Raw genomic sequence first — 24,993 nt, forward strand, 5'->3', positions numbered from 1 at the left:
TCTGACCAACGAATTTAAACTCTCTGCCAAGGAAATTTCTGATTATTACAGAAAGCGGTGGGACATTGAAGTGTTTTTCAGGTTCCTGAAACAGGAACTCAACCTAAGTCACCTGGTTTCAATGAACAAGAACGGGATTGAAGTGATGGTCTATATGACAATGATTGCAGCGATGCTTTTGTTGATCTACAAAAAAGCCAATAATCTGGGCTACAAAACCGCTAAAAGACGAATAGCCATGGAGCTCCGGGATATGATAACTGCTATTCTAATCATATTTGCAGGAGGCGACCCAGGTAAAGTTTTTAAAACATAAAAAATGGTCGGAATTTCTTCCGACCATGACTAGACTAACACCTTCTTTATTTGTTAAAGACAATAAATTATAATTTGCGTCAAAACTGGAATTTAAACGGTCCTTCGAAGTAAGTTCTGTAGGAATCCAGCATTTCTCCGTCGGCATCAAAAACGCCTATTTCTATATTTTGTTTTGACAACTTGACTTCACTTTCCGGGAAGCTGATATTGACATTTCCTTTTATCATCGCATCCCCCTTAACAATAATATCTTCTTTACCTGCAAAAGTTATTTCCGAATGTTTTGGATAAAGAACCTTAATTGTCATCATTTTTTTCTCATTGGACTTATTGAGAATCGTATAAGTAAATGTATTGGTGATTTTCCCGTCTCTTATAAAGTAGGCAGCGCCAGCCGGTCTGATAAACTTAGCTTCAACCGAACCTCGGTCATACATCAGCAGACACAAAACACCAATCAATGCAAAAAGTGCGACAGTTGTTGCCTTCATCCTGGCTGTAAATTTGAATTTTTCCTGATTCTCAATCTCGGCTTCGGTCGCATATCGGATTAGACCTTTTGGCATTCCGACTTTTTCCATTATCTCATCACAAGCATCGATACAAGCCGTGCAGTTGATACACTCTAATTGTTGTCCATTTCTGATATCGATTCCCGTTGGACAAACTACCACACATTGTTGACAATCGATACAATCGCCTTTTCCTGCAGTCTTTCTATTTTCACCATTCCTCCATTTTGCACGATTCTCTCCTCTTTTAAAATCATAATAAACATTGACTGTATTTTTATCTATCAAAACACCCTGCAATCTTCCATAAGGACAAACCAAAGTACAGACCTGCTCTCTGAACCAGGCAAAAACAAAATAAAAAACCCCTGTGAATACCAACATCACAATAAAGTTTGTCGGATATTTTACAGGGCCACTCATCATAATTCTAAAAGTCTCCTCATAACCAACAATGTACATAAACATAATATGGCTTATCAGTAATGATATTAGTAAAAAGACAGACCATTTGAGTATTCTTTTTCTGATTTTTTCTTCATCCCAAGCTTGCTTATTCAGTTTCATCTGCTTGTTTCGGTCGCCTTCTATCCAATATTCGATTTTACGGAAAATCATTTCCATAAATAAAGTTTGAGGGCAAATCCAACCACAAAAAATCCTTCCGAAAACTACCGTGAAAAGCATTACAAAAATCACTGAAGTTACAGCACCTAACGCAAGAATGAAAAAATCCTGCAAATAAAAAGGTTGTCCAAGAATGAAAAATTTTCTGTCTATAATATTAATCAGCAAAACCGGATTACCACTGATTTTGAGAAAAGGCATTATAACAAATAAAAAAATCAATGAATACCCAACATATTCTCTGTAATTGGTATATTTTCCTTTTGGCTTTCTCGGAAAAACCCATTTTCGGGTTCCGTTTTCGTCCATTGTTCCCACAGAATCTCGGAATGCTTCTTCCAAAATCTCAGTATTTTTTACCGTATTGTCTTTTATATCCATATTAATTTTATCTCTACAAGCAATTCAAAAACGATTGAATTATTAAGACTTAAAGCCTTAATAATCATGCTCCAATTTGCTAATACAAAATTACTTCTGTTAAGAATTTTATGATAATGACATTGACTTACAAAATAGGACAATCAGGACATATCACTATTTTTCAAACTAATATTTATCAGTAAAATTTACACGAGAATGTTTTTAAAATAATATTTTAGATTTCGTTACTTTGGAATCTTTAAAAAAAGTCAAAATGAATTGTCCCTGCTGTTCCGGAAAATCCTACGAAGATTGCTGCCAACCTTATCATTTGAAAGAAAAATTTGCACCAACGGCAGAAGCATTGATGCGTTCAAGATTTTCGGCTTTTGCAATCCCAAACGGCGAATATCTCTGGGAAACGACTTCTCCTAATAAAAGGCAGTTTCATAATAAAAAGGATTTGCAGGAATGGGGTGAAATCAATGAATGGACGAAGCTGGAAATTGTGGACAAGCCCTCAACAAACAAAGTGGAATTCAAAGCTTTTTATACTGATGAAGACGGTAACAAACAAGTTCATCACGAGTTGTCGCAGTTCAGGATGATTCAAAATCGCTGGTATTATGTGACCGGGGAATTTTTGGATTGATTATTTAGACCCTTCGACAAGCTCAGGGGTGACATCGATGATATAAAGCTTGCCAAGTTGAACTTGTCGAATCCTTTACCATTTGCTACACTGAAGTATTCAAAATGCTTTATAAATTCTGTTTCTTCTTTTGCCTCAAAACATAAAGATACAAACTCTCCACTTTTGTCCTTGCCCAAGGTGTTTTTCTAAGAAATTTGAGAGAAGAACTCACACTTGGATTTTCTCCCGTAAAGCACTTGATGTTGATCTGTTTCCCCAATTCTCCATAACCTTTATAATATTCCAGCAATTCTTCCAGAATCGCATCCAGACGTTTTCCGTGCAAAGGGTCTTTCGAAGTATTTTCCATTTTGTAAAATTATTGATATTATTATTTTAAAACCACAAAAGGAACATAAGTTTTAGATTATTACCCAATCACTTTTGTTTTTTTGTGGTTAAAATCAAATCTTATTTTGCCTTAATTCATATATTTGATAATCAAATTTAAAAAATATGAAATCTATAGCATTTGCCTTATTATTACTTTCAACCATGTCATATGCACAAGACTTTGCCAATTTTGGCAGATATCAAAAACAAAACCAGGAAGTCCTTTCACAAAACGTTGCTCCAAACTCTGTTTTGATGGGAGATTCTATCACAGAAGGCTGGTTTGCCACAGACCCGGGATTTTTTACCAAAAATAATTTTGTTGGAAGAGGAATCAGCGGGCAGGTGACTTCGCAGATGCTTTTGAGATTCCGTGAAGATGTAATCAAACTAAAGCCTAAACGTGTCATCATTCTTGCCGGAACTAATGATATTGCGGAAAACCAAGGTCCTATTTCTCTGGATAAAGTCTTTGGAAATATCGTTTCTATGGCAGAATTGGCTAAAGCCAACAACATCAAAGTCGTTCTTTGCTCCGTTCTTCCTGCTTATGATTTCCCTTGGAGAAAAGATATGCAGCCTGCTGACAAAGTCATTGCGCTGAACAAAATGATAAAAGATTATGCTCTTAAAAATCATATCACTTATGTAGATTATCATTCAGTTTTAAAAGATGAGAAAAATGGTTTACCAAAAGAAATTGCAGAGGACGGCATCCATCCTAACAAATCAGGTTACGAAAAAATGGAAGCTATCCTGATGAAAAATTTGAAATAATGAATCTCGAAGCATTAAAATATCCTGTCGGGAAATTTGTAAAACCGGAATTCATCAAGAAAGAAACCATCGATTATGCTATTTCAGACATTGAAAATTTCCCAGGTCTCATAAAAACCGAAATCCAAAATCTTGACGAGAAGGATTTACAGTTAAGGTACAGACCTGAAGGCTGGACAATCAATCAGGTTATTCATCATTGTGCTGATAGTCATATTAACAGCTATTTGAGATTCAAACTGGCGTTGACGGAAAATGTTCCCACCATCAAACCCTATGAAGAAAGTCTTTGGGCAAAGTTGCCGGACAATCAATTGTCGCCTTTTGTTTCTTTACAACTTCTGGAAGCTTTGCATACAAGATGGGTTTTCATTTTAAAAAGTCTTTCCGAAGAAGATTTGAATAAAGAATTTATTCATCCGGAACAATCGGAAAAGATTTCACTTAAAGAAAATATCTTGGTTTACAGTTGGCATTGTCGGCATCATCTGGCGCATATAAAGCAAGCGAAAGAGTTGAGGTTTTGATTTAAATCCAATGGAAACAAAACATATTGAATACAGCTATAAAAAATATACAATCATTTTGCTTGTTATATTTTTGCTGGCTTTGATTATTCCAAGAGTTGTTCATTCATTGAGATATTCTAAATTAAGAATTCTTTGGCAAATTGGCGGACTTGGAAGTATGATAATTCACGGGATATCAGTATTTTTTTCAATAATTAATTCTATTTTTATTTTCTTCGAATTTCGCGAGACCAAAAAATCCAATTATGTTTGGCTTATTGTAAGCCTTATTCCTTTTCTTTATTGGAGTTATTTTTTAATATATATTTTTTTCTTTTTACCAAGCAATTATTAACTTCTAATATAAAATTCCTTTTCCATATTCCTCACAAAAAGCGTATTTTTAGGCAAAATTTTTCAGTGATGATTTACGGAATCGACCAGCTTGGCTATCAGGATGTTTTAGAGATTTTAAAAAATCCTTCCAAAGCCAAACTCAATAAAAAATCAAAAGACCAAATCATAAAATCGCAGCAGAATGTCAGAAAAATTGTAGAGTCTGACAGAACGGTTTATGGCATCAATACAGGATTTGGACCTCTTTGTGATGTTAAAATTTCAGAAGAAGAGACGGCGCAGCTTCAGCATAATCTTATTATTTCGCACGCTGTTGGTGTCGGAAAACCAATTGACAAGACTATTTCCAAAATAATGATGATTTCCAAAATCCACGCTTTGTCGAAAGGCTATTCGGGCGTTTCCTTGGATGTTATCGAGCGATTGATTCTGATGCTGGAATTGGACATTATTCCGGTTGTTCCGGAGCAAGGTTCTGTTGGCGCTTCCGGAGATTTGGCACCGTTGGCACATTTGGTTCTGCCACTTTTGGGATTGGGCCAGGTTTGGCAAAATGATAAAACGGTTGAGACTTCAAAAGTTTTGAAAAAACATAAACTTCAACCTCTAAAACTCGGCCCGAAAGAAGGCTTGGGATTAATTAATGGTACTCAGTTCATTTTAGCTCACGCCATTACTGGTCTTGCAAAATTCGAATACCTTTTGGATTTGGCAGATTTGACCGCGGCGATGAGCCTGGAAGCTTATCGTGGTTCAGCAAGTCCGTTCAAAAAAGAATTGCACGAGATCCGTCCATTTGACGGAAGCCAAAAAGTGGCAGAAAGAATGCGAAATTTTCTAAAAAATTCTGACAATTTAAAATCTCACGAATTCTGTGACAGGGTTCAGGACCCTTATTCTATGAGATGTGTTCCGCAGGTTCACGGTGCCAGCAGAAATGCCTTCGAACATCTGAAACAAATGGCAGAAACAGAACTCAATTCCGTAACAGATAATCCAATTGTGTTGAGCGCAGAAGAATCGATTTCCGGAGGAAATTTCCATGGACAACTGATGGCTTTACCTTTGGATTATGCTTCATTAGCGGCGGCAGAATTAGGGAATATTTCCGACAGGAGAAGTTATCTTCTTCTCGAAGGAAAATACGGTTTACCGAAATTATTAGTAGAAAGCTCAGGGCTTAACTCCGGGTTTATGATTCCACAATATACGAGTGCAGCATTGGTTACGGAAAACAAGACACTTTGTTTCCCGGCATCTGCAGATTCTATACCGACAAGTTTAGGACAAGAAGACCACGTTTCTATGGGAAGTATTTCCGGAAGAAAATTTAATCAGATTTTGGGGAATTTAGAAAATATTCTAGCTATTGAATTAATGTTTGCAGCTCAAGGTCTGGAATTCCGAAGACCTGCAAAATGTTCCAAAATTGTTGAGAAAAACTATGAATTAATTCGTTCCGTTGTCCCAAAACTGGAAAACGACCGGTTGATTGGTGAAGATATTCTGAAAATTGCGGAGTTGATTAGAGAGAAGAAATTTATGGTGAATTAACCTAAATATAGTTTAAACGCAAAGTCCGCAAAGGTTTTTATTATCTTATTGAAAATACTTTTAAGTTCGCAAAGCCGCTTTTGCTTAACCAAGACTTTGTTATCATTGTTGAGTTTTACGCCTTTGCGAATCTTACAATTTATATTGAGTAGAAAAATCTTTGCGGACTTTGCGTTTAAAAATCACATCAAGTACTGAAATGAAAACCCTCAGAACTACCTCAGAAAATCCAGACTTTCAAAAATTAGTAAAACAATTGGATGCTTATCTTGCCGTTATGGATGGCGATGAACACGATTTCTATCATCAATACAACAAAATCGATTTGCTGAAACATTGCATCGTTATTTTTGATAATGATGAAGCGGTGGCTTGTGGCGCCATAAAAGAATTAGATTCAAAATCGATGGAAGTCAAAAGAATGTTCACGCTTCCCGAAAAACGTGGAAAAGGTTTAGCTTCGGCTATTTTGAAAGAATTAGAAACTTGGGCCAAAGAATTAGGTTACAAAAAAACAGCTCTCGAGACCGGAAAAAGACAAACCGAAGCTGTCGCACTTTATAACAAATGCGGTTACAAAATCATTCCGAATTACGGTCAATATATTGGAGTTGACAATAGTGTTTGTTTCGAGAAAGAATTGAAATGATTCTTTTTGCTGATTGCATACTAAGTAAATAACTTCAAGAATTAAACAGACTTATCCGATTTTAATCGATGTCATACTCAATGAGCCACCAATTAGCGAGTCATTGAATAATGATAATTCTTCCGATTTTTCTTTCAGTCCGAGATTATAAATCATTGGCAGAAAATGGTCTGGTGTGGGAACCGCATATTGCAAAAACGAACCTTGTTTCTGATAATCAATGAGTTTCTGAAAATCACCGTCCAAGAGCCAATTGTTGGTTTTTTCTCTTGCCTCTATCGCCCAATCCCAGCCTGCACCAACGGTATCAATATTTTTCCAGTCAATCAACCGGAGATTATGGACAATGTTTCCGCTTCCGATAATCAGGATTCCTTTCTCACGGAGTCTGGATAATTTTTTTGCCAAATCAAAATGATATTGAGGTGGCTTCGTATAATCGATACTCAACTGGATAACCGGAATATCCGCATCGGGATAAAGATGTCTGAGAACCGACCAGGCACCGTGGTCCAATCCCCAATTATGGTCTTCTTCCACCAAAACCGGAGCGAGTAGTTCCGCAGTTTCTTTAGCCAATTCGGGACTTCCTTTTGCAGGATATTGTACGTCGAACAGTTCTTTTGGGAAACCGTAAAAATCGTGAATGGTTTTCGGCATATCCATGGCTGTTACAAAAGTTCCGTTCGTAAACCAATGCGCAGAAATACAAATGATTGCATTGGGTTTCGGGATTTCTTTACTGATATTCCTGAATCCCTGAACAAAAACATTCTCTTCGATAGCGTTCATCGGAGAACCGTGTCCTAAAAACAGAACCGGCATTTTTTCTGTGGTTCGGAAGTTATCGGATATTTTTGAAAGGTCGTTGAGATTCATTGTGAAATGTATTAATGTATAATTTAAAAAGTGTTGACTGAGTTTTTGTTTCTCGCTGATTTTGCAGATTGAGCAGATTTTTTTACACTTAAGCTGATTCTTTTTGAGCTACTAAAGTCACATAAGGACAATTAAGTTTTTGAAATCTTCGATTTTTTGACAATGGTTAAATTGGAAAAACTAATGTTCAACTTTGCGAAGTGCAGCCCGGCCTGAGTGGAGCTCTTTTTCTTTTTTATCAAAAAAGAAAAAAGCGGGAACGGAGGACGGATTAAGCTGCCCAAATAATTATTCTCAAAATCAAAAAAGTATAAACAAAGCGAACTCTGTTTATACTTTAAAAAACTCAAACTATAAATACTATTGTATTCTTTTATTGTTTTACAAACTGCAATTCGCCTGCAATTTTTACTTCTTCGCTTACCATTACACCTCCTGTTTCCAAAGCTGCATTCCAGGTCAAACCGAAGTCGCTTCTTTTGATCTTTCCTTCGAAAGAGAAACCTGCTTTCGTATTTCCCCAAGGGTCAGAATTGATTCCTCCGAAATCAACATCCAAAGTCACTGGTTTTGTAACGTCATTGATGGTAAGGTTTCCAGTTACATCACCGTTCAAAGTTGTTGCTTCGAAAGTTATTTTCGGGTTAGCCTCTGCGTTGAAGAAATCTGCCGATTTAAGGTGTGTATCTCTATCAGCATTGTTCGTGAAAATAGAATCTGTATCGATAAAAGCTGAAACTTTCGCATTAGCAAATGTATCATCTTCCGCATCGATCTCTGCGTTAAACGTTGTGAATTCTCCTTTTACGTTGGAAATCATCAGGTGTTTTACTTTGAAGGTGATTTCGCTATGCGTTGGGTCCAATAACCATTTAGTTGCCATAATTTTTAATATTTTGTTGTTTAATTATGATGCAAATTTAGGTCGGTAAGATTTCCCACACATTGATGTAAGTTAAGAATTGTATTTCTCGGTCAGATATTTCCAATAACGTTTTGGAACGTGCTGGATGTGGAGCTTTGTATTTTTCCGTTCCTTGATGTTTGTCTTCGTAAAATAACTTTGCCAGAGTGTCTGGTATTTGTTCTCCTCGTCGTGGAATTTTTCTTGGTATTGATTGAGATTCAGGTTTTTATCAGGATAAAAGAATTCGCAGCTTTCCAAATCGTAGAATAATCCGTAATGTCTTCGCAGGTCATAAATCATCCATTTTTGGTCTGCATATCGGTCTTTGAAATGTTTCCGAATCAATGGCAACACATTAAAATCCGGGTCAATCTTTGCGAAATAAATATCATCCTGCATTTTCTCGAACCTTACAAAAGCAGTCATTCTGTGTCTTTCCCGACTGACGGATTTGCAGATCTTAGCGATCTTCAGAATTTCATCGTTGGCAAAATTTTGAAGGATGTTTTCGTTTGGATATTTTATAGATTGCTTTACTGCGGACAAAATCAACCGTTCCATTTCCGAATCTTCGGAAAGATAAACTCTCAGCAAATCATTAATACCGGATTTACCGATGCTTTTTTCCAATTTATTGAGAACTCTTTCCGACTTTTCCTGTTGGGTAACAACTTCGTGAATCTCCGCAAACATATTTTCCTGCCGGAAATTTTCTCTGTTTCTGATTTCCACATCCTGATAACGGTATTCGAAAACTTCGAATATCGCGGTGAAAAGTCCATCGAAAGTTCCGTCGTACAATAATGTAGTCATCTTTATTTTTAATTGGGACACTTCGACTCCGCTCAGTGTGACATTTCTAATACCATTTTACATTGTCATTCCGAGGAACGAGGAATCTAAATTAAAGGAAGATTCATCACTTCAATCCATTTCGTTCTGAATGACAATATTTTTACTATATTTGATAAAAAGCCTTTATACTTAAAACAAAGTCAATTGCTGAGAAAATTGATTCTGAAACTTAGACTGACTGCCACCGATAATTAATTTTCTCAAATTCAAATCGGTCAAATGTTTCAGAAATGGATTACCATAAGTGAAGTCAATAAAATATCTGGCTCGATTTACCGCTGCACCTAATTTTTTAAGGTGGTCAATAGTTAAAACCTGAAATTGTCTTGCACTCACAATTTTCTGCGCCGTTTTCACACCAATTCCCGGGATCCTGAGAATCATTTTATAATCTGCAGTTTGTAAATTGACCGGAAACTGGTCGAGATGCCGCAGCGCCCAACTCAGTTTTGGGTCGACTTCCAAATCGAGAAATGGCATATTGAAATCCAGAATCTCATCCGCTTTGAAACCATAAAACCTCATCAGCCAATCTGACTGGTACAAACGGTTTTCCCGTAAAACAGGAACTTCTGCCGTGATTGCAGGCAAACGATTATCAACGGTTACAGGAATATAACCCGAATAATAAACCCGTTTCATTCCGTAATTTTTATAAAAATGGTCAGCCACTTTGATAATCTGCAAATCATTTTCGTTGGTCGCCCCCACAATCATCTGTGTTGATTGTCCGGCCGGCGCAAATTTCGGAGCGCTTCTGATGACTTTTTTCTCGTCTTTATATTGCTGAATACCTTTCTGAACAATCCGCATCGGCTGAAGCATATCTTCACGATTTTTATCAGGCGCCAATAATTTCAATCCGGATTCTGTAGGGATTTCAAGATTCACTGATAATCGGTCAGCGTAAAGTGCGGCTTCATTCATCAAATCGTCACTTGCGCCAGGAATCGATTTCAAATGAATATAACCATTGAAATTATGTTCAGTTCTCAGTTTTTTTGCCACGCGAACCAAACGTTCCATCGTCGTATCCGCATCTTTGAAAATACCCGAACTCAGAAACAGACCTTCGATGTAATTTCGTCTGTAAAAACTGATGGTCAAATCGACAACTTCCTCAACTGTAAAAGCAGCACGTTTGATATCATTGGATTTCCTGGAAACACAATAGATGCAATCGTAAATGCAATGATTGGTCAGAAGAATTTTGAGAAGTGAGACACATCGTCCGTCTTCCGTATAAGTATGACAGATTCCGCTCGCCGAGCTATCACCCAATCCACCATTATTCTTTCGTTTTCCACCGCTGGAAGAGCACGAAACATCATACTTTGCAGCATCTGCAAGTATTTCGAGTTTTTCTTTTATGCGGTCGAAGTTCATTATTGAAGGATTATTTTTTGAATGGAATTAATTCAAAAATTAATGTCAAAAATAATTCCATTATGCAAAAAGTCAAGAGTTATATATCTTAAGTTATCAACAAAATGTGTTAAAATTAAAACATAAATTATCTGTAATATTTTTTTTCCAAAATTTCAAAAACCTTTTCAATTCCTTCCTGAGCAAGGTCTGAAGATACATTACCCAATATAATGACCGCTAAATTCTTTTCCTTCATTATGGTTACTGAAGACATAAAACCATTGGCGTTCCCAAAATTGCGAATAAAAGATTTTCCTTTATCATTTGTCATATTGAACCATCCAAATGAAAATTTCGGAAATCCAAACAAAAGCTTGTCAAAAACATCCTGCTTCAACATTTTTCCTTTTCCTTTGATTCCCAACAAGTAATTTTGGATAAATAACGAATAATCAGGGAGCGATATATTGAGATTGCCTGCAGTTAAAAGCCAGTTTAATTTTATATTTTCGGTATTGATTGGATTTAATTGACTATCGTGTCCGTAGGTCTGCATTTTGTCTTTTAAACTCGGACTCCCGAACTGAAAAATAATTCCTAGATTTTTGCCTAACTCGTCAACCAGCAAATTATAGCTTTTATGACTTGCTTTTTCCAGCATCAAACCTGCTAAAACATATCCAAGATTTGTCAGGTATAAATTATCTTCATTTTTATCTACACTTTTTTTACCCAGAAGATATTTTGCAATTTTATAGCGTTGTTCCTGATTGGTCCCAGTTATTTTCAGTGACTCAGGAATTTCGGTATCATAAGAAAATGAAGTTAAAGGAGTTTTAAAATTAAGGAGTTCAATTAAAGTAAAATCTGCTTCGTTCTGAGTTGTTTTAAGCTCGGGAAACAAACTGAAAAACTCTGTATCCCAATTAATTTTTCCTTTTGAAACCAAATCTGCGGCAATAAATGATGTAACCGCTTTGGTATTAGAGCCGATATGAAATCTATTTTTTAAAGTAATCTTGGAATCCGAATTTATTTTATTAGTTCCATAAACATTCATTTCCAAAATTGAATCAGAAGATAAAACGGCAACACCTAACGCCGGAATCTTGTATTGAGTTCTGACACTATCTATTTTATCAGAAAAAACCTGTGCTTTTACATTAAAACTTAGTAAAAACATCAACATTATTTTCAATTCCTTTTTCATTTACATGTACTAATTATAAATTTTTCATTTAGCACAAATCTACAAACTTCCTTCTTTCAAATCTCAACTTTCCAACTCAAATCTCTATCTTTACCAACATAAATTTTTGCTATGAATCATCAACCTGTTGAAGGGTTTTCAAAACTTTCCAAACAAAGAAAAATCGACTGGCTTATTTCGGAATATCTGAGTAACGACAGAAGTTACGAACAGATTTTACAACAATATTGGAATAATGACGACAACTTGCAAAAACTTCACGAAGAGTTCTCGGAAAACACAATTTCCAACTTTTATATGCCTTACGGAATTGCCCCGAATTTTCTGATTGATGGAAAGTTAATTGCGCTTCCAATGGCTGTGGAAGAAAGTTCGGTTGTTGCCGCGGCTTCCAAAGCTGCAAAATTCTGGCTGGATAAAGGCGGTTTCAAAACAACGATTATCAACACAGAAAAGCTTGGTCACACGCATTTTGTTCTAAATGTCGAACCGCATAAACTGCTTCATTTTTTCAACTTTAAATTAAAGAAAAAATTATTGGAAGCCACAGAAGATATCACGGCCAATATGAGAAGAAGAGGCGGTGGTATTCTGGACATCAAACTCATTGATAAAACGGCCGAACTGGAACATTATTTCCAGCTGAAAGCGAGTTTTGATACGGTTGATTCGATGGGAGCCAATTTTATTAATTCCTGTCTGGAACAATTCGGGAAGACTCTGAAAGAAGAAGTGGCGAAAGAAGAACGTTTTACGCAGGAAGAGAAAAATTCGCTCCAAATCGTAATGAATATCCTTTCCAATTACACGCCGGATTGTGTGGTAAGAGCCGAAGTGTCTTGTAAAATTGAGGATTTGAAAGATGACAGCGGAATTTCCAACGAAGAATTTGCGTGGAAATTCAAACGAGCAGTAACTATTGCAGAGATTGAACCTTATAGAGCAACGACTCACAACAAAGGTATCATGAATGGTGTGGATGCTGTGGTTATCGCCACAGGAAATGATTTCCGGGCGACGGAAGCCTGTGCACACGCTTATGCTGCGAGAAACGGAAAATATTCTTCGCTCACACATTGCACGACGGATAACGGGATTTTCAGATTCTGGATCGACTTGCCAATTTCAGTTGGTGTAGTTGGCGGATTGACGAATCTTCATCCTTTGGTCAAGTTCTCTTTGGCTCTTCTTGGAAAACCTTCTGCCCAGGAACTGATGAGCATTCTGGCGGTTTCCGGACTGGCTCAGAATTTTGGTGCGCTTCGTTCTTTGGTGACGACGGGAATCCAGAAAGGTCATATGAAAATGCACCTTTTCAATATCCTGAACCAGTTTGGTGCAACTGAGGAAGAGAAGCAATATTTTGTAACTTACTTCAAAGATAAAACGGTAAGTCATCACGAAGTGATTTCGGAACTGGAGAAACTGAGAAATAAATAAAACTATGTTTGGATTAGCTTTATCAGTATTGATTCTGGTTTTCGGAATATTTCTTAAGTTGACAAAAAATCCGGGATTTGCAAGTTCTAAAAGATTTTCTTGGTTATTTATCATTTTAGGAATTATTACATTGGTAGGAAAAATTATTATTTTAAATCAAAAAGGAGAATTATAAAAATGAAAAACTTTACTTTAATCATAGGTGGAATCTACGGTTTATTATCCGTAATTCTGGGCGCATTTGGAGCGCACGCATTCAAAAAAATATTATCTGTAGAAAGATTGGAGAGTTTTGAAACTGGTGTCCGATATCAAATGTACGCAGCATTTTTCCTGCTTATTGTCGGCTATATTTTGAAATTTGAAACCTCATCTGAAAAGTGGATTTCTATTCTGATGATCGCGGGAACTTTCTTGTTTTCGGTGAGTATTTATTTCTTGAGTTTCCAAGATGTTTGGGGAGTTAATTTGAAATTTCTAGGACCAATTACTCCTCTTGGTGGATTGTTTATGATTATTAGCTGGGCAATGCTGATCTGGTATTTTGTGAAAGCGAAATACTAATGGATGAGCGATGAACGGAAATCGGAACAAGTCTGTGTAAAGCCTCGGAATGAGGAATTTTGACAGGAAAAGCGCCGGAGAGGGGCACATCCAGATTATTTTGAAAACTGATTTCAATCAGACAATTATATCAAGTAATTCGACACTTTTTCTTAAATTTGTGCGTCTTATAAAATTTAAAAATTAATCAATAATATATTATGAATCTTCACGAGTATCAATCAAAAGAGATTTTAGCAAAATACGGGGTTAATATCCAACGTGGTTTTGTTGCAAACAACGTAGATGAAGCAGTTGCTGCTGCTGAAAAATTAACTGCTGAAACCGGCGCTCAAGGATGGGTTGTAAAAGCTCAGATCCATGCAGGTGGACGTGGAAAAGGTGGTGGTGTTAAGTTTTCTCCAAATATGGACAAACTGAAAGAAAACGCTGGAAACATCATCGGAATGCAACTTATCACGCCGCAAACTTCTGCTGAAGGTAAAAAAGTAAATTCTGTTTTGATTGCTGAAGACGTATATTATCCAGGAGAATCTGAAACGAAAGAATTTTATGTTTCTATCCTTTTGGACAGAGCTCTTGGGAAGAACACAGTAGTATATTCAACTGAAGGTGGTATGGATATCGAGCACGTTGCTGAAGTTACGCCTCACCTGATCCATAAAGAAGTGATTGATGCTGCTTACGGATTGCAAGGTTTTCAGGCTAGAAAAATCGCTTTCAACCTAGGTCTTTCTGGTAACGCTTTCAAAGAATTTACAAAATTCATCACGTCTCTTTACAATGCTTACATCGGTATTGATGCTTCTCTTTTCGAGATAAATCCGGTTTTGAAAACTTCTGATGATAAAATCATTGCTGTAGATGCAAAGGTAACTTTGGATGACAACTCGTTGTTCCGTCATAAAGACCTTGCTGAGCTGAGAGATACAAGAGAAGAAGACCCATTGGATGTTGAGGCCGGCGAAGCTGGTCTTAACTTCGTGAAACTGGACGGGAACGTTGCTTGTATGGTAAACGGGGCCGGTCTTGCAATGGCGACCATGGATATCATCAAATTATCTGGCGGTAACCCTGCAAACTTCCTGGACGTTGGTGGAACAGCTGATGCACAGAGAGTGCAAACGGCTTTCGGAATCATCTTAAGAGACCCGAACGTAAAAGCTATCCTGATCAACATTTTTGGAGGAATCGTAAGATGCGACAGAGTTGCACAGGGTGTTGTAGATGCTTACCATGCGATGGGAAGCCTTCCTGTTCCATTAATCGTAAGATTGCAAGGTACTAATGCTGTTGAAGCTAAGCAATTGATCGATGAAGCCGGATTGCCAATCCACTCTGCAATCACTTTGGAAGAAGCCGCAAACAAAGTAAAAGAAGTTTTAGCTTAAGCTGAGATTTTCGAATAAACAAAAAACCCGATTCTTATGAGTCGGGTTCTTTTGATTTATATAATAAATTAATCTTAATAATTATTCTTTATTCTCTAAATGATTTTGTTCTGTATTGGTAATATTAATACTCGTTGGTGTAACAAGATTGATTCCTTCTTTCATTAATGTCTCATTGATTTTGATGATTGCGATGCTTTTCAGTTTTCCAAAATCACTTCCTATTTCCAGCCAGAATTTTACCTGTAGAGTGAAAACGCCTTGTTTCACATCGGTTAAAAGAACATCGGTCGTATCAGCTTTATCAACGTGCTCTAATGTTTTGATTGTTTCCAGAATCACATTTTTGGCCTTATCAATATCTTCGCCCACAGGAATTTCCAAATTAAATATGATTCTACGCTGTGGTGAAGCTGTAATATTGAAAAATGGGGAATTGAAGATCACCTGATTCGGAATGTAAACTTTTTTGCCATCATCAGTGATCAACTTGGTTGTCAGCAATCCGATATCCTGAACAGTTCCAGAGTTTCCTCCAATTGTTACATAATCTCCAATTTTAAAAGCCTTATCTACACTTACCAACATTCCGGAGAACATACTCGAAACCAAATCCTTGAGAGCTACCCCGGCAATAACCCCGGCAACTCCCAAACTTCCCAAGAACTTCATAAAGAAACCACTGAAACCCATGATCTCCAAAGCAATGAAAGTTCCCATCAGAATAATCAGAAATTTGAATACTGCAATAAGAGTAACAACAGAATCGCTCTTCGTCTTTGGAAAGAATTTATGAAAAAGTTTAACAGACCACCTACTGAGATAAGTGCTTGTCATTAGGAAAAATAGAAATACCAATATCCCGACAATCAATCTGGGAGTAAGTTCTGCAAAACTAATATACCACCTTTGTAGAACGGCGTACACCGTGTGTAAATATTCCATGGTTCAATTTAATAAAAAAACCGACAAAAAGTCGGCTAATGTTATGATATTATCTTAAATTATTTAGCTTCATTCGCAATTCTTTTTGCTTGACCAGAAGGTAAATAAATACTGAAACCTACGTTGAAACTGATCTTTGACGTCAGCCCTTCATTTCCGAAACCTGCAACTCCATTATATTTTACTAGACCTTCAACTCCGATATTTGGGGTGATGAAGTAAGAATAACCAGGGCCGACACCGAAATCAAGACCCGTTGTAGAAATTCCGTTTTCCACGGATGTTCCGCCTATACCAACATTACCCTCGAAGAACCAACGTCCGTGATTCAAAAGATTGTCAACTCCCTGCTCACCCGGTGAAAGAAAATATCTTCCTAGAGCACCAACAGCATAATTAAATTGGGTTGACTGCCCTTTACCCGGTTTCATGAAACCTAAATTAACATAACCTCCCAATGCTGTATTATCTTTGATAAAATAGGCTGCTTTTGGCTGAATTGAGAAATCATATCCTGCGCCTGTATTTAATCCAAAGTTACTTGTTACCAAGCTACTTCCTACCATCCAGTTTCCTTCTTGTATCTGAGCTTTAGTTGTAGATATTAATCCTGCGCCTATGACAAATGCTCCTAATAATACTTTTTTCATATGTTTAAATTTTTCGATTCATCAAGAACCTCGCAAATCATATGCCAATTAAAAATATTTAAGAGTTCTTATTTCAAGGCCATCTCTATTTTGGTTCATTATATTTTATGATTTTTCCGGGGTTACCGACAACCACTGCAAAGTCCGGAACATCTCTAATGACTACTGCGCCTGCCCCTATTAAACTATTTTTCCCTACTTCTTTGACCCCTGTCATTATAGTTGAGGCTATCCCACAGAAAACTTCACTCTTAAAATAAATATTTGCCCCAATGTTGCTTCCTTGCGAAAAGAAACAACCTTGGTCTATGATATTATGATGCGCAATATTCACACCCATACTTATCAGAACAAAATCTTTTATTTGAGTCAAAGGCATGATCTGAGTTCCCGGTAGAATATAAACACCTTTACCAATCTCTACTGAAGGGTGGATCTTCGCAGTTTTGTGTATGAAATTAGGTATCCTGAATCCTTTTTCAATTGTTTTTTGTAGCAGCTGGACTCTGACTTTATTATTTCCTATTGGAATAAAAACATTCGTTGAAATATCAATGTTGTTTAACAGAAAATCAAAATCCCCCAAAACCTTGATTCCATTGACTTCTACGTTGTGAAGAGTCTGATCATCATCTATAAAACCAAGTATACTATATTCGTCTTTCAGATATTCTGCATATACTTGTCCATATGTTCCTGCTCCTACGATTATACAATTTTCTTTCATTAATTTTTTCCATTAAAACGTTCGACTGTTGCTTGTCCCTCTTGCGATATGCCTTCTCTAATAATTACTTTTTTGATTGTAAGGAGTATAATTTTAACATCCAGTAGAAAAGAGATATGATCTGCGTAATATATATCCAATTCAAATTTTCTTGTCCAAGAAATAGCATTTCTCCCATTCACCTGAGCCCAACCGGTGATACCGGGTCTTACATCGTGTCTCCTTTTTTGTTCTTCGCTGTAAAGTGGTAAATAATAAGTTCTCAAAGGACGTGGCCCGATCAGACTCATATCACCTTTTAAAACATTGATCAACTGAGGCAGTTCATCCAAAGATGTTTTTCTTACGAATGCTCCTATTTTTGTCAAACGATCTTTATCTGGTAAAAGTTCACCATTTGGTCCCTTCTTATCATTCATTGTTTTGAACTTGATGATATTGAAGACCTTTTCCTTCAGTCCTGGCCTTTCCTGAAAGAAAAATGGCTTACCTTGATTTGCAACATATAAACACACTGTTACGATAATGAAAATCGGTAAAAGAACAACAATTGCAATCAAAGCAACTGTAAAATCAAGCACTCTTTTAAAAAAACTCTTGTACATTGTTTATTTTTCTAATAATGTGTTATATTCTTTTAAAATCTCATTCCATAAAAATTCTCTCTCATAATTTTGAATGATCAAACCTCTACTCCTTTCAGCCATTTGTTGTCTTAGTTGAGGATCCTGTAACAATTCCAGCATTTTATCATGTAGGTCTTTCTGATTCTTTGAGGGTACAATGTAACCATTAACACCATCCCGAATGATCTCGTTGCAACCGCTGATATCTGTTGCAATAGAAGGAAGACCTAAAGCCCCTGCCTGCAGTAAAACATTAGGGAACCCTTCACGATAGCTTGGAAAAACGAATAGATCAGCAATACCTAAATATGGTCTTATATCTTTCTGATAACCGACAGTTATTATGTTTGGATCAACAGTGATCAGAGATTCGGTTTCTTGGCTTATCGGATCTAGTTTTCTTTCAAAAGTCCCAACAAGAATTAGCTTCGTATTCTGATGTTTTTTATTAATGTCCGTAAAAGCTTCTACCAATTCATTAATTCCTTTGTCTTTTACGATTCTTCCTACGAAAACATAAATAAGATCACTTGCGCCGATCCCTAATGATCTTCTCAGTTCTTTTTTATCATTTTCTGAAATGAGAGCGGGATCAAAGTAAGTTGAATCTATTCCATTTACATTTCCGTTTCCTATTATCTTTAAAGGTTTATTGGTTATCCTAAATTTTTTCAAATCATTTTTGACGCCTTGTCCCTCAGGATAGATATTGGTTGCACAATAACATAATAGCTTGTCCATTAGTATCAATATCTTTTGCATTAATCCGCTTTTGTACGGAAATATCAACCCTGTAAATGTATGCATCCTTACGGGAACACCCGCCCATTTACCTGCAATCATAGATAATAATCCAGCTTTGGGAGTAATGGAGTGTATAACATCAGGTCTTTCTCTTTTAAAATATCTGTAAAGTTTTATCAGGGAGACAAAATCCTTGAAAGGAGATATCTGGCGTTGCATCTCTATAGGATATGTCTTTACCCGTTCCCTACTTCCAACCTCATCAAGGTCTGCTCCATTTCCTGAAATCGCTGTTACCTCAAAATAATTGTTTAAAAACTCTAATTGTCCTTTCAATAGAGAATTAAGAGAAATTGGAACTGTTGAAATTCGGAAGATCTTACGTTTCATTATGAGAGGTTTAAGAGTCTTAGAATGGAATGTTATTTTATCGTAATTTTATTATTAGGGATGTGCACTTGTTGATATAATCCTTTTATATCTGACATGATTTTATTTCGACTTACATCTAGTTTGTAGAGATAATCGTTAATCTTCTTCTTATTTAAATCATAATTATCAGATATCTCATCAAACATTTTCATCAATCCTTTTCCTGTAACATCTTCTATCTGCACAACAAATTCATCAAAATTAAAATCTCCCATTATTCCTTTTGCCTTATTACCTCCATACCCTATCGCAATAGAAGGGACCAATGAAGTCAATGAAAAAATGACAGAATGGAAGCGTGTACCTACAAAAATCGAAAAAAACGAGTATAAGGCCTTTAGGTCATCACAGTCCAAATTCTCATTGATCCAAACCACATTGTCATTTTTATCAATTTTTTTCAAGAGATCTTTGATTGCATTACGATCATCTTCATGGGAATTAGGACCTATTGACTGATTGCACAGTGCTACTTTATACCCTTTTTTGACAGAATAATCTATAAGATCACGAACCGAGTTAAGATATTTTTCATATAATTCCGAAGGGTTTTCTTTTCCCGGAAATCTCCATGGCCTTACTGTTATCCCTACTATTTTATTATTTGGTGACAGATTGTATTTATTTAATAATTCTATTGCTTTTTCTTCAGATCCTTTCTGTAGGAAAAAGCCTAGATCCATTTCCACAGGGATATTCTTACCTAGTAGCTGTGACATTGCATCTGCCGATACTTTCTCTCTCGCATATACCAGATCTAGTTTATTGAAAACATTCTTCACTTGTGATCCTACTGTCAACCCTTTAAAAGGCCCATATGAATTGGGAAGAAAAACCACTTTTTTGTCCATTCTCTTCGCTAGTCTTACATAGAATAAAAAATACCACATAAGATATGGTGCCGTTCTTTCTCCATAAGCATGAATAAAGCCACCTCCTTTTACAAAAACCGTATCGGAATTTCTGAATTCTGAAACAGTTTTTTGAACTCTCTTGTTATAGAAAATCTTTACAAGAAATGGACTGTTTGCAATCAATATCAAAAATCTGGTGCTCAAAAAATCTAACCCGGCATTTTTAATTTGTTTTGCCAATTCCAGCTTTGATTCTTGGATATGCTCCTCATTTTTATGACGTCCCCTCCTTGGATGTTTTAAAATATTCTCCAAAACAGGATAACCTCTTCGCCTTGTCTGTCCACTTAATTTTTCTCTTTCTTCCTCTGTATTACCAGAATTAAGAATAAAAACAGAACTGTAAAGTCCGGTATCTTTTACCAAACGGTAGCTTTCCCAAACCAAAGCCTGATCTCCTTTATTCATATCCGTAATTGCTGGAACTATGATCGCCTTCATTCTTTATTTATTTAATTTCTTATTAACTGCGGTCTTTTTTGTGTTTTTGATATATAAATATAATAATACACCAAAAGGAAATGCTAAAATCGTTGTCAGTTTTGCCGGTGAATCTTTGAGAATATTTTTACGATCCCCTAGTAATTTTGAAGAGATATAATGAATTGCGTTTTGAAATCTTTCTTTATAGTTCAAAGCGAATTTCATCTTTGCTAATCTATAGAATGCAAAAGAATTTGGACTGTCGCGATATTGTTTTATTAAATTATTTGAAAGGCCATCTTCCATATATTCAATAATGCAAAATACTTCATTAAATATCAAAAGTTTATGTTCTTGTTCAATAAAGAGGTATAAATAGCTTGTTACCGGAAATTTTTCGTTACCCAACCTTGGATAGGGGAGATACTTGTTGAAAACTTTTCTATTATGAACAAATTTTTTATCCCCACTGATTTTGTAATTAGTATAAAGTTCTGAGAATTTACATTCCTTGATGTCCGGCAGTCTGGTACCTACAATATTCCCATTAGTATATGCATCTAGACCCACCATTCCAGCGCAATCATCATATCCATGTTTATCCCAAAGATCTAGAATTAATTCTATAGCGTTATTTGGCATATGATCATCAGAATCTATACATACACAGAGTTCAGTATCCATTAGATAATGAGCTGTATTATGAGCTGCGACCATTCCCATATTTTCTTGAAAATGGTAGGCTATCTCAATTTCGTTCTCATTGATCCATGTCTCTACAACTTCCTTGGTATTATCTACAGAACCATCATCTATTATCAGCCATTTAAAGTTTTTAGATGTCTGATCTTTCAAACTCTCATATAGTTTGGGTAAGAGATGGGCACGATTATAAGTCGGTGTAAATACGGTTATTTTTTTTTTCATCTTTCTTTAATAACATTCATAAAATAAGTGAACATAAAATATGAGAAAAGAATAATAGCAAAGGTTTTGTACTGATCTTTCCAAATTTTATAACGAAACATAGGGTATATAAAGACCGCTGGCATAAGAAACCATGACAAATAAGCAAAACGATTGCTAAAAGCGGCCGTAATTACTAAAATCCAAAAAGAATTAGCGATAGTATATACCCCAAAAATGTGAATGTAAAACCGGTCTACAATCTGTTTTTTAAAAATAAAATACCAGCCTATAAAAACTGCTGAAGCACTATACAACAAAAAATCCCATCGAAAGCCTGTTTGAGAGAACTGTTCCAAATTTCCCTCTGCATTGGTGAGATAACCAGAGGTCCGATCCTCGAAGCCTAAACCAGCAAATAGAGTTGTCCAGGCACTACCACCCACCAACGATAGCGGTATGGAGGCAAACCAAATGTAAAGGTAGACTTTGGGGTTTTTATAGATCCCCGACACTACAAATGCAGCAATAGGTATAATTAAAGATGCATGCATGAAATAACCTAAAGTAAAAATCATATACATGATCACTTTTCTGTTATAAAAATAAAGCCCCAAAATAAATAAGGAGGTTGCCAAGCCATTTCTTAATCCATTAGTGCCATAAGCCCAAAACGAAAAGGAGCCTATAAACATAAACATAGCAAAAAACCAATATTGTCCAAAATATTTCCGAGAAAATAAAAGACTGGGTATAATGTATAATATGTCTAGCAACAAAAAAAACCTGTGCACATCCATAAAATTACTACACCATTTCATGAAATAATTGAACACATAATCTTTCTGAATTTTTGCTTCCTGCCCATTCCGCATTGCTTTAAATATTCCCGCATAAGTGGAAGTATCACCGAAATAATGCACGTTGATTGGGCGTAGTCCCATATATAATATCAAAACCAGCACTATGAAATAGCCTAATGGTCCAAAAATTCTGATGCTTTGCTTATCTGAAACATCAAATATTAATGAATTAAATACTATAAACAATGCTACCAATAATAGCACATGATAATGGGTTACGGTATAATATTCTATGGGAATCCAATCAAACATATAAGAATCACTTTTACAGTCCTTTAAACATATTATCCCAAAGATCTGCAATCTTTGTTAATTGAAAACGTTTAACATTTTCCTTTGCTTTTTGCCCCATAGATTTCCGTAGATCTTCATTAGTCATCAGTTTTTCTAATCGATCTGCTAAACCAGATATGTTGCCGTTAGCTACCAAATAACCATCTATACCCTCTTGTATAATATCCGATGGTCCGTAATCACAATCAAAGCTTACACAAGGAAGACCACACGCCATTGCTTCTATCAGCACCATACCGAAGCCTTCAAAACGAGAAGACATTACATAAATAGAGCTTTCTAAATATTTTTGTTGGATATTTTTTTCAGGCGAAAAATAATACACATTATTTGGTAAATTTCTTGTGTCTAAAAAATTTTTATTTTCTTTTCCATATAAATGCAGTTCCCAATCTGGAAATCTGGTGTTAACCAATTCCCAAGCTTGTAGCAGTAGGTCTTGACCTTTCTGATAAGAAATTTTACCAACACAAATCACCTGTTTTTTGTCTAAACTAGAAGATTCTTCTGGTTGGAATGACAAAGGATTTGGTATGACCATCAGGTTATCCAGCATCTCCCATTCTTTAAGGTTTCCATTGGTTAAAACTACAAATTTAGCATATTTACCACCCAATTTTTCCATCATCAACCATTTTGCTTTTGTCAATAATGACTTGAGAAATCCATCATTAGATTTGATTTCAGCCAGTTTGGAAACATGACGTTCGTATATTAATTTGGCTTTTGTTTTAATTATACTTGGGATAAAAAAACCTTTCAGTCCGTCATCACAAACCGAAATAATATCAGGTTGAACTTCATCCACAATCTTTTGAATCCCTTGTTTGTAGGATTTGAAATATTGAATAGGGTTACCAGTCACATCTATAGAAAGCATGTTAATTTTCGGACTGAAAGTATAGAATGGATTGACATGGTTCTTATTAAGAGATAAGATTGTCACATTATAATTATAATGTTCTGCCAAGTATGAAGCCTTTAAAGCCAAGACTCTTTCTAGTCCGCCAGAACCATTGATTCCATTGGTGATATATAGTAATCTAATCATAGTTAAGTTAAGCTATTCAACTATATTCTGAATTTTTTATATTTTTAATTACTTCTAAAAATTGTGTCCCATAACGTATATCAGGTTCCATATAATTACCTTCGCCCCATTCATTCCAAGATTTAATAAACGTTATCTTTTTTTCTACGGGCTTATTTCTCATTACATTAAATACATTCCGTACATGGTTTGCAAAATATTTTGGTGTAAAGTCATGTAATAGAAATCCTCCTCTGCCACTTCTCGGCGTATGATCCCAACCTGGTATTATTGATGGATAGACATCCGGTGCAGAATCGAACTCGGGATCAGTAAGATATTTGACTGCATTACTGTATTTTTCATATAAAGCAGTTTTAAACAATGATCTTTTGATTCTTGCAAATGAACGACTCAATTTGCTTTTGTGCTGTAAAACATCATAGATTCTTACTGCATTAATTGCATCAAAACCTAATCCGATGATTTTATCTTTATCTCTAAAAGCATGTTGTGTCTGACCTATAAAATGAATCCCTTCTAATCCATTTTTAATGGCTAATTCTTGCCATTTTGTAATAAATTGAGCTACTTCCGGAAACTTCAATGGCTCATAAATCATGAATGCTGGCTTATCTTCAATCTTGATGTATCTGGGATCCTTGAATGCTTCAAGTAAAGAATAGAAATGTGCCTCATATTCATTCTCATCACCATAGATTTGCTCCATGAGAAGATTTTTACTTACACCTCCTTTATTATCCCAAAATTTTTCGTGCCAGCTCTCATTTGCCCAACATAACATAAAAGGAAAGTCTGGTTCACCTAATCTCAAAACTTCATTGAATGGGCGCTCCAATAATCTCCTTCCGTTACCAAACCAATAGTGATAATAACAGAAGCCATCAATTCCATACTCTTTTGCCATATCTGCCTGGCTTTTACGAACCTCTGGCAATCTTAAGTCATAATATCCTAAATCTGCAGGCACTCTTGGTTGATAATGCCCTGGGAATAATGATTGGGCTCTACCAACATTTTTCCATTCCGTAAAACCTTTACCCCACCATTTATCATTCTCAGGAATCGGATGAAACTGAGGCAAATACATTGCAATTACTTTACACACACT

General features: G+C 35.9%; 26 protein-coding genes. 9 read left to right on the forward strand and 17 right to left on the reverse strand.

Annotation, left to right across the window (positions count from 1 at the left end):
• A partial coding sequence (locus tag K319_RS20005) for an IS4 family transposase (protein ID WP_027384182.1) occupies window positions 1–316 on the forward strand: 316 nt, incomplete at its 5' end.
• A gap of 79 nt (window positions 317–395) precedes the next feature.
• On the opposite strand, the gene ccoG is transcribed toward K319_RS20005, so the two are convergent.
• Window positions 396–1,838, reverse strand: a complete 1,443-nt coding sequence (gene ccoG, locus K319_RS0108130; RefSeq protein WP_034671590.1) for a cytochrome c oxidase accessory protein CcoG — start codon at window positions 1,836–1,838, stop codon at window positions 396–398.
• A 256-nt stretch (window positions 1,839–2,094) separates the two neighbouring features.
• Here ccoG and K319_RS0108135 point away from each other — a divergent pair, with 256 nt between their 5' ends.
• Window positions 2,095–2,472 (forward strand): YchJ family protein, encoded by a 378-nt coding sequence (locus K319_RS0108135; protein ID WP_027383213.1) that lies wholly within the window; start codon window positions 2,095–2,097, stop codon window positions 2,470–2,472.
• Window positions 2,473–2,581: 109 nt separating this feature from the next.
• On the opposite strand, the gene K319_RS0108140 is transcribed toward K319_RS0108135, so the two are convergent.
• Complete coding sequence (locus K319_RS0108140) at window positions 2,582–2,824, reverse strand: VF530 family protein (protein WP_027383214.1); 243 nt, start codon at window positions 2,822–2,824, stop codon at window positions 2,582–2,584.
• A 146-nt stretch (window positions 2,825–2,970) separates the two neighbouring features.
• On the opposite strand from K319_RS0108140, the gene K319_RS0108145 reads away from it, so the two are divergent.
• The 4 genes from K319_RS0108145 (at window position 2,971) to K319_RS0108165 (ending at window position 6,693) form a co-directional block, all read left to right on the forward strand.
• Window positions 2,971–3,624 carry an SGNH/GDSL hydrolase family protein gene (locus K319_RS0108145; protein ID WP_027383215.1) on the forward strand — a complete coding sequence of 218 codons (654 nt, stop codon included), beginning with the start codon at window positions 2,971–2,973 and terminating at the stop codon, window positions 3,622–3,624.
• Window positions 3,624–4,151 (forward strand): YfiT family bacillithiol transferase, encoded by a 528-nt coding sequence (locus tag K319_RS0108150; RefSeq protein WP_027383216.1) that lies wholly within the window; start codon window positions 3,624–3,626, stop codon window positions 4,149–4,151. The genes K319_RS0108145 and K319_RS0108150 overlap by 1 nt, the downstream gene beginning before the upstream one ends.
• 405 nt (window positions 4,152–4,556) lie before the next feature.
• Window positions 4,557–6,044, forward strand: a complete 1,488-nt coding sequence (gene hutH, locus K319_RS0108160) for a histidine ammonia-lyase (protein ID WP_027383218.1) — start codon at window positions 4,557–4,559, stop codon at window positions 6,042–6,044.
• A gap of 199 nt (window positions 6,045–6,243) precedes the next feature.
• A complete protein-coding gene (locus K319_RS0108165; protein WP_027383219.1) occupies window positions 6,244–6,693 on the forward strand; it encodes a GNAT family N-acetyltransferase in 450 nt (149 codons plus the stop codon).
• Between the two features lie 51 nt (window positions 6,694–6,744).
• On the opposite strand, the gene ygiD is transcribed toward K319_RS0108165, so the two are convergent.
• The 5 genes from ygiD to K319_RS0108195 all read right to left on the reverse strand — a co-directional run bounded on the left by ygiD (window position 6,745) and on the right by K319_RS0108195 (window position 11,912).
• Entirely contained in the window at window positions 6,745–7,572 is an 828-nt protein-coding gene (gene ygiD, locus K319_RS0108170; RefSeq protein ID WP_027383220.1) for a 4,5-DOPA-extradiol-dioxygenase, read from the reverse strand.
• Between the two features lie 373 nt (window positions 7,573–7,945).
• On the reverse strand, window positions 7,946–8,455 hold the full coding sequence (locus K319_RS0108180; protein ID WP_027383222.1) for a YceI family protein: 510 nt from the start codon (window positions 8,453–8,455) through the stop codon (window positions 7,946–7,948).
• A 72-nt stretch (window positions 8,456–8,527) separates the two neighbouring features.
• Window positions 8,528–9,292 carry a TIGR03915 family putative DNA repair protein gene (locus K319_RS0108185; RefSeq protein ID WP_027383223.1) on the reverse strand — a complete coding sequence of 255 codons (765 nt, stop codon included), beginning with the start codon at window positions 9,290–9,292 and terminating at the stop codon, window positions 8,528–8,530.
• Window positions 9,293–9,463: 171 nt separating this feature from the next.
• On the reverse strand, window positions 9,464–10,720 hold the full coding sequence (locus tag K319_RS0108190) for a putative DNA modification/repair radical SAM protein (protein ID WP_027383224.1): 1,257 nt from the start codon (window positions 10,718–10,720) through the stop codon (window positions 9,464–9,466).
• 127 nt (window positions 10,721–10,847) lie between these two features.
• Window positions 10,848–11,912 (reverse strand): serine hydrolase domain-containing protein, encoded by a 1,065-nt coding sequence (locus K319_RS0108195; protein ID WP_027383225.1) that lies wholly within the window; start codon window positions 11,910–11,912, stop codon window positions 10,848–10,850.
• Window positions 11,913–12,023: 111 nt separating this feature from the next.
• Here K319_RS0108195 and K319_RS0108200 point away from each other — a divergent pair, with 111 nt between their 5' ends.
• The 3 genes from K319_RS0108200 to sucC all read left to right on the forward strand — a co-directional run bounded on the left by K319_RS0108200 (window position 12,024) and on the right by sucC (window position 15,307).
• Window positions 12,024–13,352: a hydroxymethylglutaryl-CoA reductase, degradative gene (locus K319_RS0108200; protein ID WP_027383226.1), complete on the forward strand. Its 1,329-nt coding sequence runs from the start codon at window positions 12,024–12,026 to the stop codon at window positions 13,350–13,352.
• 177 nt (window positions 13,353–13,529) lie between these two features.
• Window positions 13,530–13,916, forward strand: coding sequence for a DUF423 domain-containing protein (locus K319_RS0108210; protein WP_027383227.1), 387 nt, complete (start codon window positions 13,530–13,532; stop codon window positions 13,914–13,916).
• 200 nt (window positions 13,917–14,116) lie between these two features.
• Entirely contained in the window at window positions 14,117–15,307 is a 1,191-nt protein-coding gene (sucC, locus tag K319_RS0108215; RefSeq protein WP_027383228.1) for an ADP-forming succinate--CoA ligase subunit beta, read from the forward strand.
• Between the two features lie 81 nt (window positions 15,308–15,388).
• Here the strand turns inward: sucC and K319_RS0108220 are convergent, their stop codons facing one another.
• The 10 genes from K319_RS0108220 to K319_RS0108265 form a co-directional block, all read right to left on the reverse strand.
• Window positions 15,389–16,252, reverse strand: coding sequence for a mechanosensitive ion channel family protein (locus K319_RS0108220; protein WP_027383229.1), 864 nt, complete (start codon window positions 16,250–16,252; stop codon window positions 15,389–15,391).
• Between the two features lie 59 nt (window positions 16,253–16,311).
• A complete protein-coding gene (locus tag K319_RS0108225; RefSeq protein ID WP_027383230.1) occupies window positions 16,312–16,902 on the reverse strand; it encodes a hypothetical protein in 591 nt (196 codons plus the stop codon).
• 85 nt (window positions 16,903–16,987) lie between these two features.
• Window positions 16,988–17,629 (reverse strand): NeuD/PglB/VioB family sugar acetyltransferase, encoded by a 642-nt coding sequence (locus tag K319_RS0108230; protein ID WP_027383231.1) that lies wholly within the window; start codon window positions 17,627–17,629, stop codon window positions 16,988–16,990.
• On the reverse strand, window positions 17,629–18,234 hold the full coding sequence (locus K319_RS0108235; protein ID WP_027383232.1) for a sugar transferase: 606 nt from the start codon (window positions 18,232–18,234) through the stop codon (window positions 17,629–17,631). The genes K319_RS0108230 and K319_RS0108235 overlap by 1 nt, the downstream gene beginning before the upstream one ends.
• Before the next feature lie 3 nt (window positions 18,235–18,237).
• Entirely contained in the window at window positions 18,238–19,389 is a 1,152-nt protein-coding gene (locus tag K319_RS0108240) for a glycosyltransferase family 4 protein (RefSeq protein WP_027383233.1), read from the reverse strand.
• A 32-nt stretch (window positions 19,390–19,421) separates the two neighbouring features.
• Entirely contained in the window at window positions 19,422–20,786 is a 1,365-nt protein-coding gene (locus tag K319_RS0108245; protein ID WP_027383234.1) for a polysaccharide pyruvyl transferase family protein, read from the reverse strand.
• Window positions 20,787–20,789: 3 nt separating this feature from the next.
• On the reverse strand, window positions 20,790–21,695 hold the full coding sequence (locus K319_RS0108250; RefSeq protein ID WP_027383235.1) for a glycosyltransferase family 2 protein: 906 nt from the start codon (window positions 21,693–21,695) through the stop codon (window positions 20,790–20,792).
• Complete coding sequence (locus tag K319_RS0108255) at window positions 21,692–22,789, reverse strand: EpsG family protein (protein WP_027383236.1); 1,098 nt, start codon at window positions 22,787–22,789, stop codon at window positions 21,692–21,694. Before K319_RS0108255 ends, K319_RS0108250 begins: the two co-directional genes overlap by 4 nt.
• Before the next feature lie 13 nt (window positions 22,790–22,802).
• Window positions 22,803–23,882: a glycosyltransferase family 4 protein gene (locus K319_RS20010; protein ID WP_051230535.1), complete on the reverse strand. Its 1,080-nt coding sequence runs from the start codon at window positions 23,880–23,882 to the stop codon at window positions 22,803–22,805.
• 16 nt (window positions 23,883–23,898) lie between these two features.
• Window positions 23,899–24,990, reverse strand: a complete 1,092-nt coding sequence (locus K319_RS0108265) for a glycosyltransferase WbsX family protein (RefSeq protein WP_235696093.1) — start codon at window positions 24,988–24,990, stop codon at window positions 23,899–23,901.
• Window positions 24,991–24,993: the final 3 nt, after the last annotated feature.

The organism is Epilithonimonas caeni DSM 17710 (assembly GCF_000426465.1).
GTDB lineage: Bacteria > Bacteroidota > Bacteroidia > Flavobacteriales > Weeksellaceae > Epilithonimonas > Epilithonimonas caeni.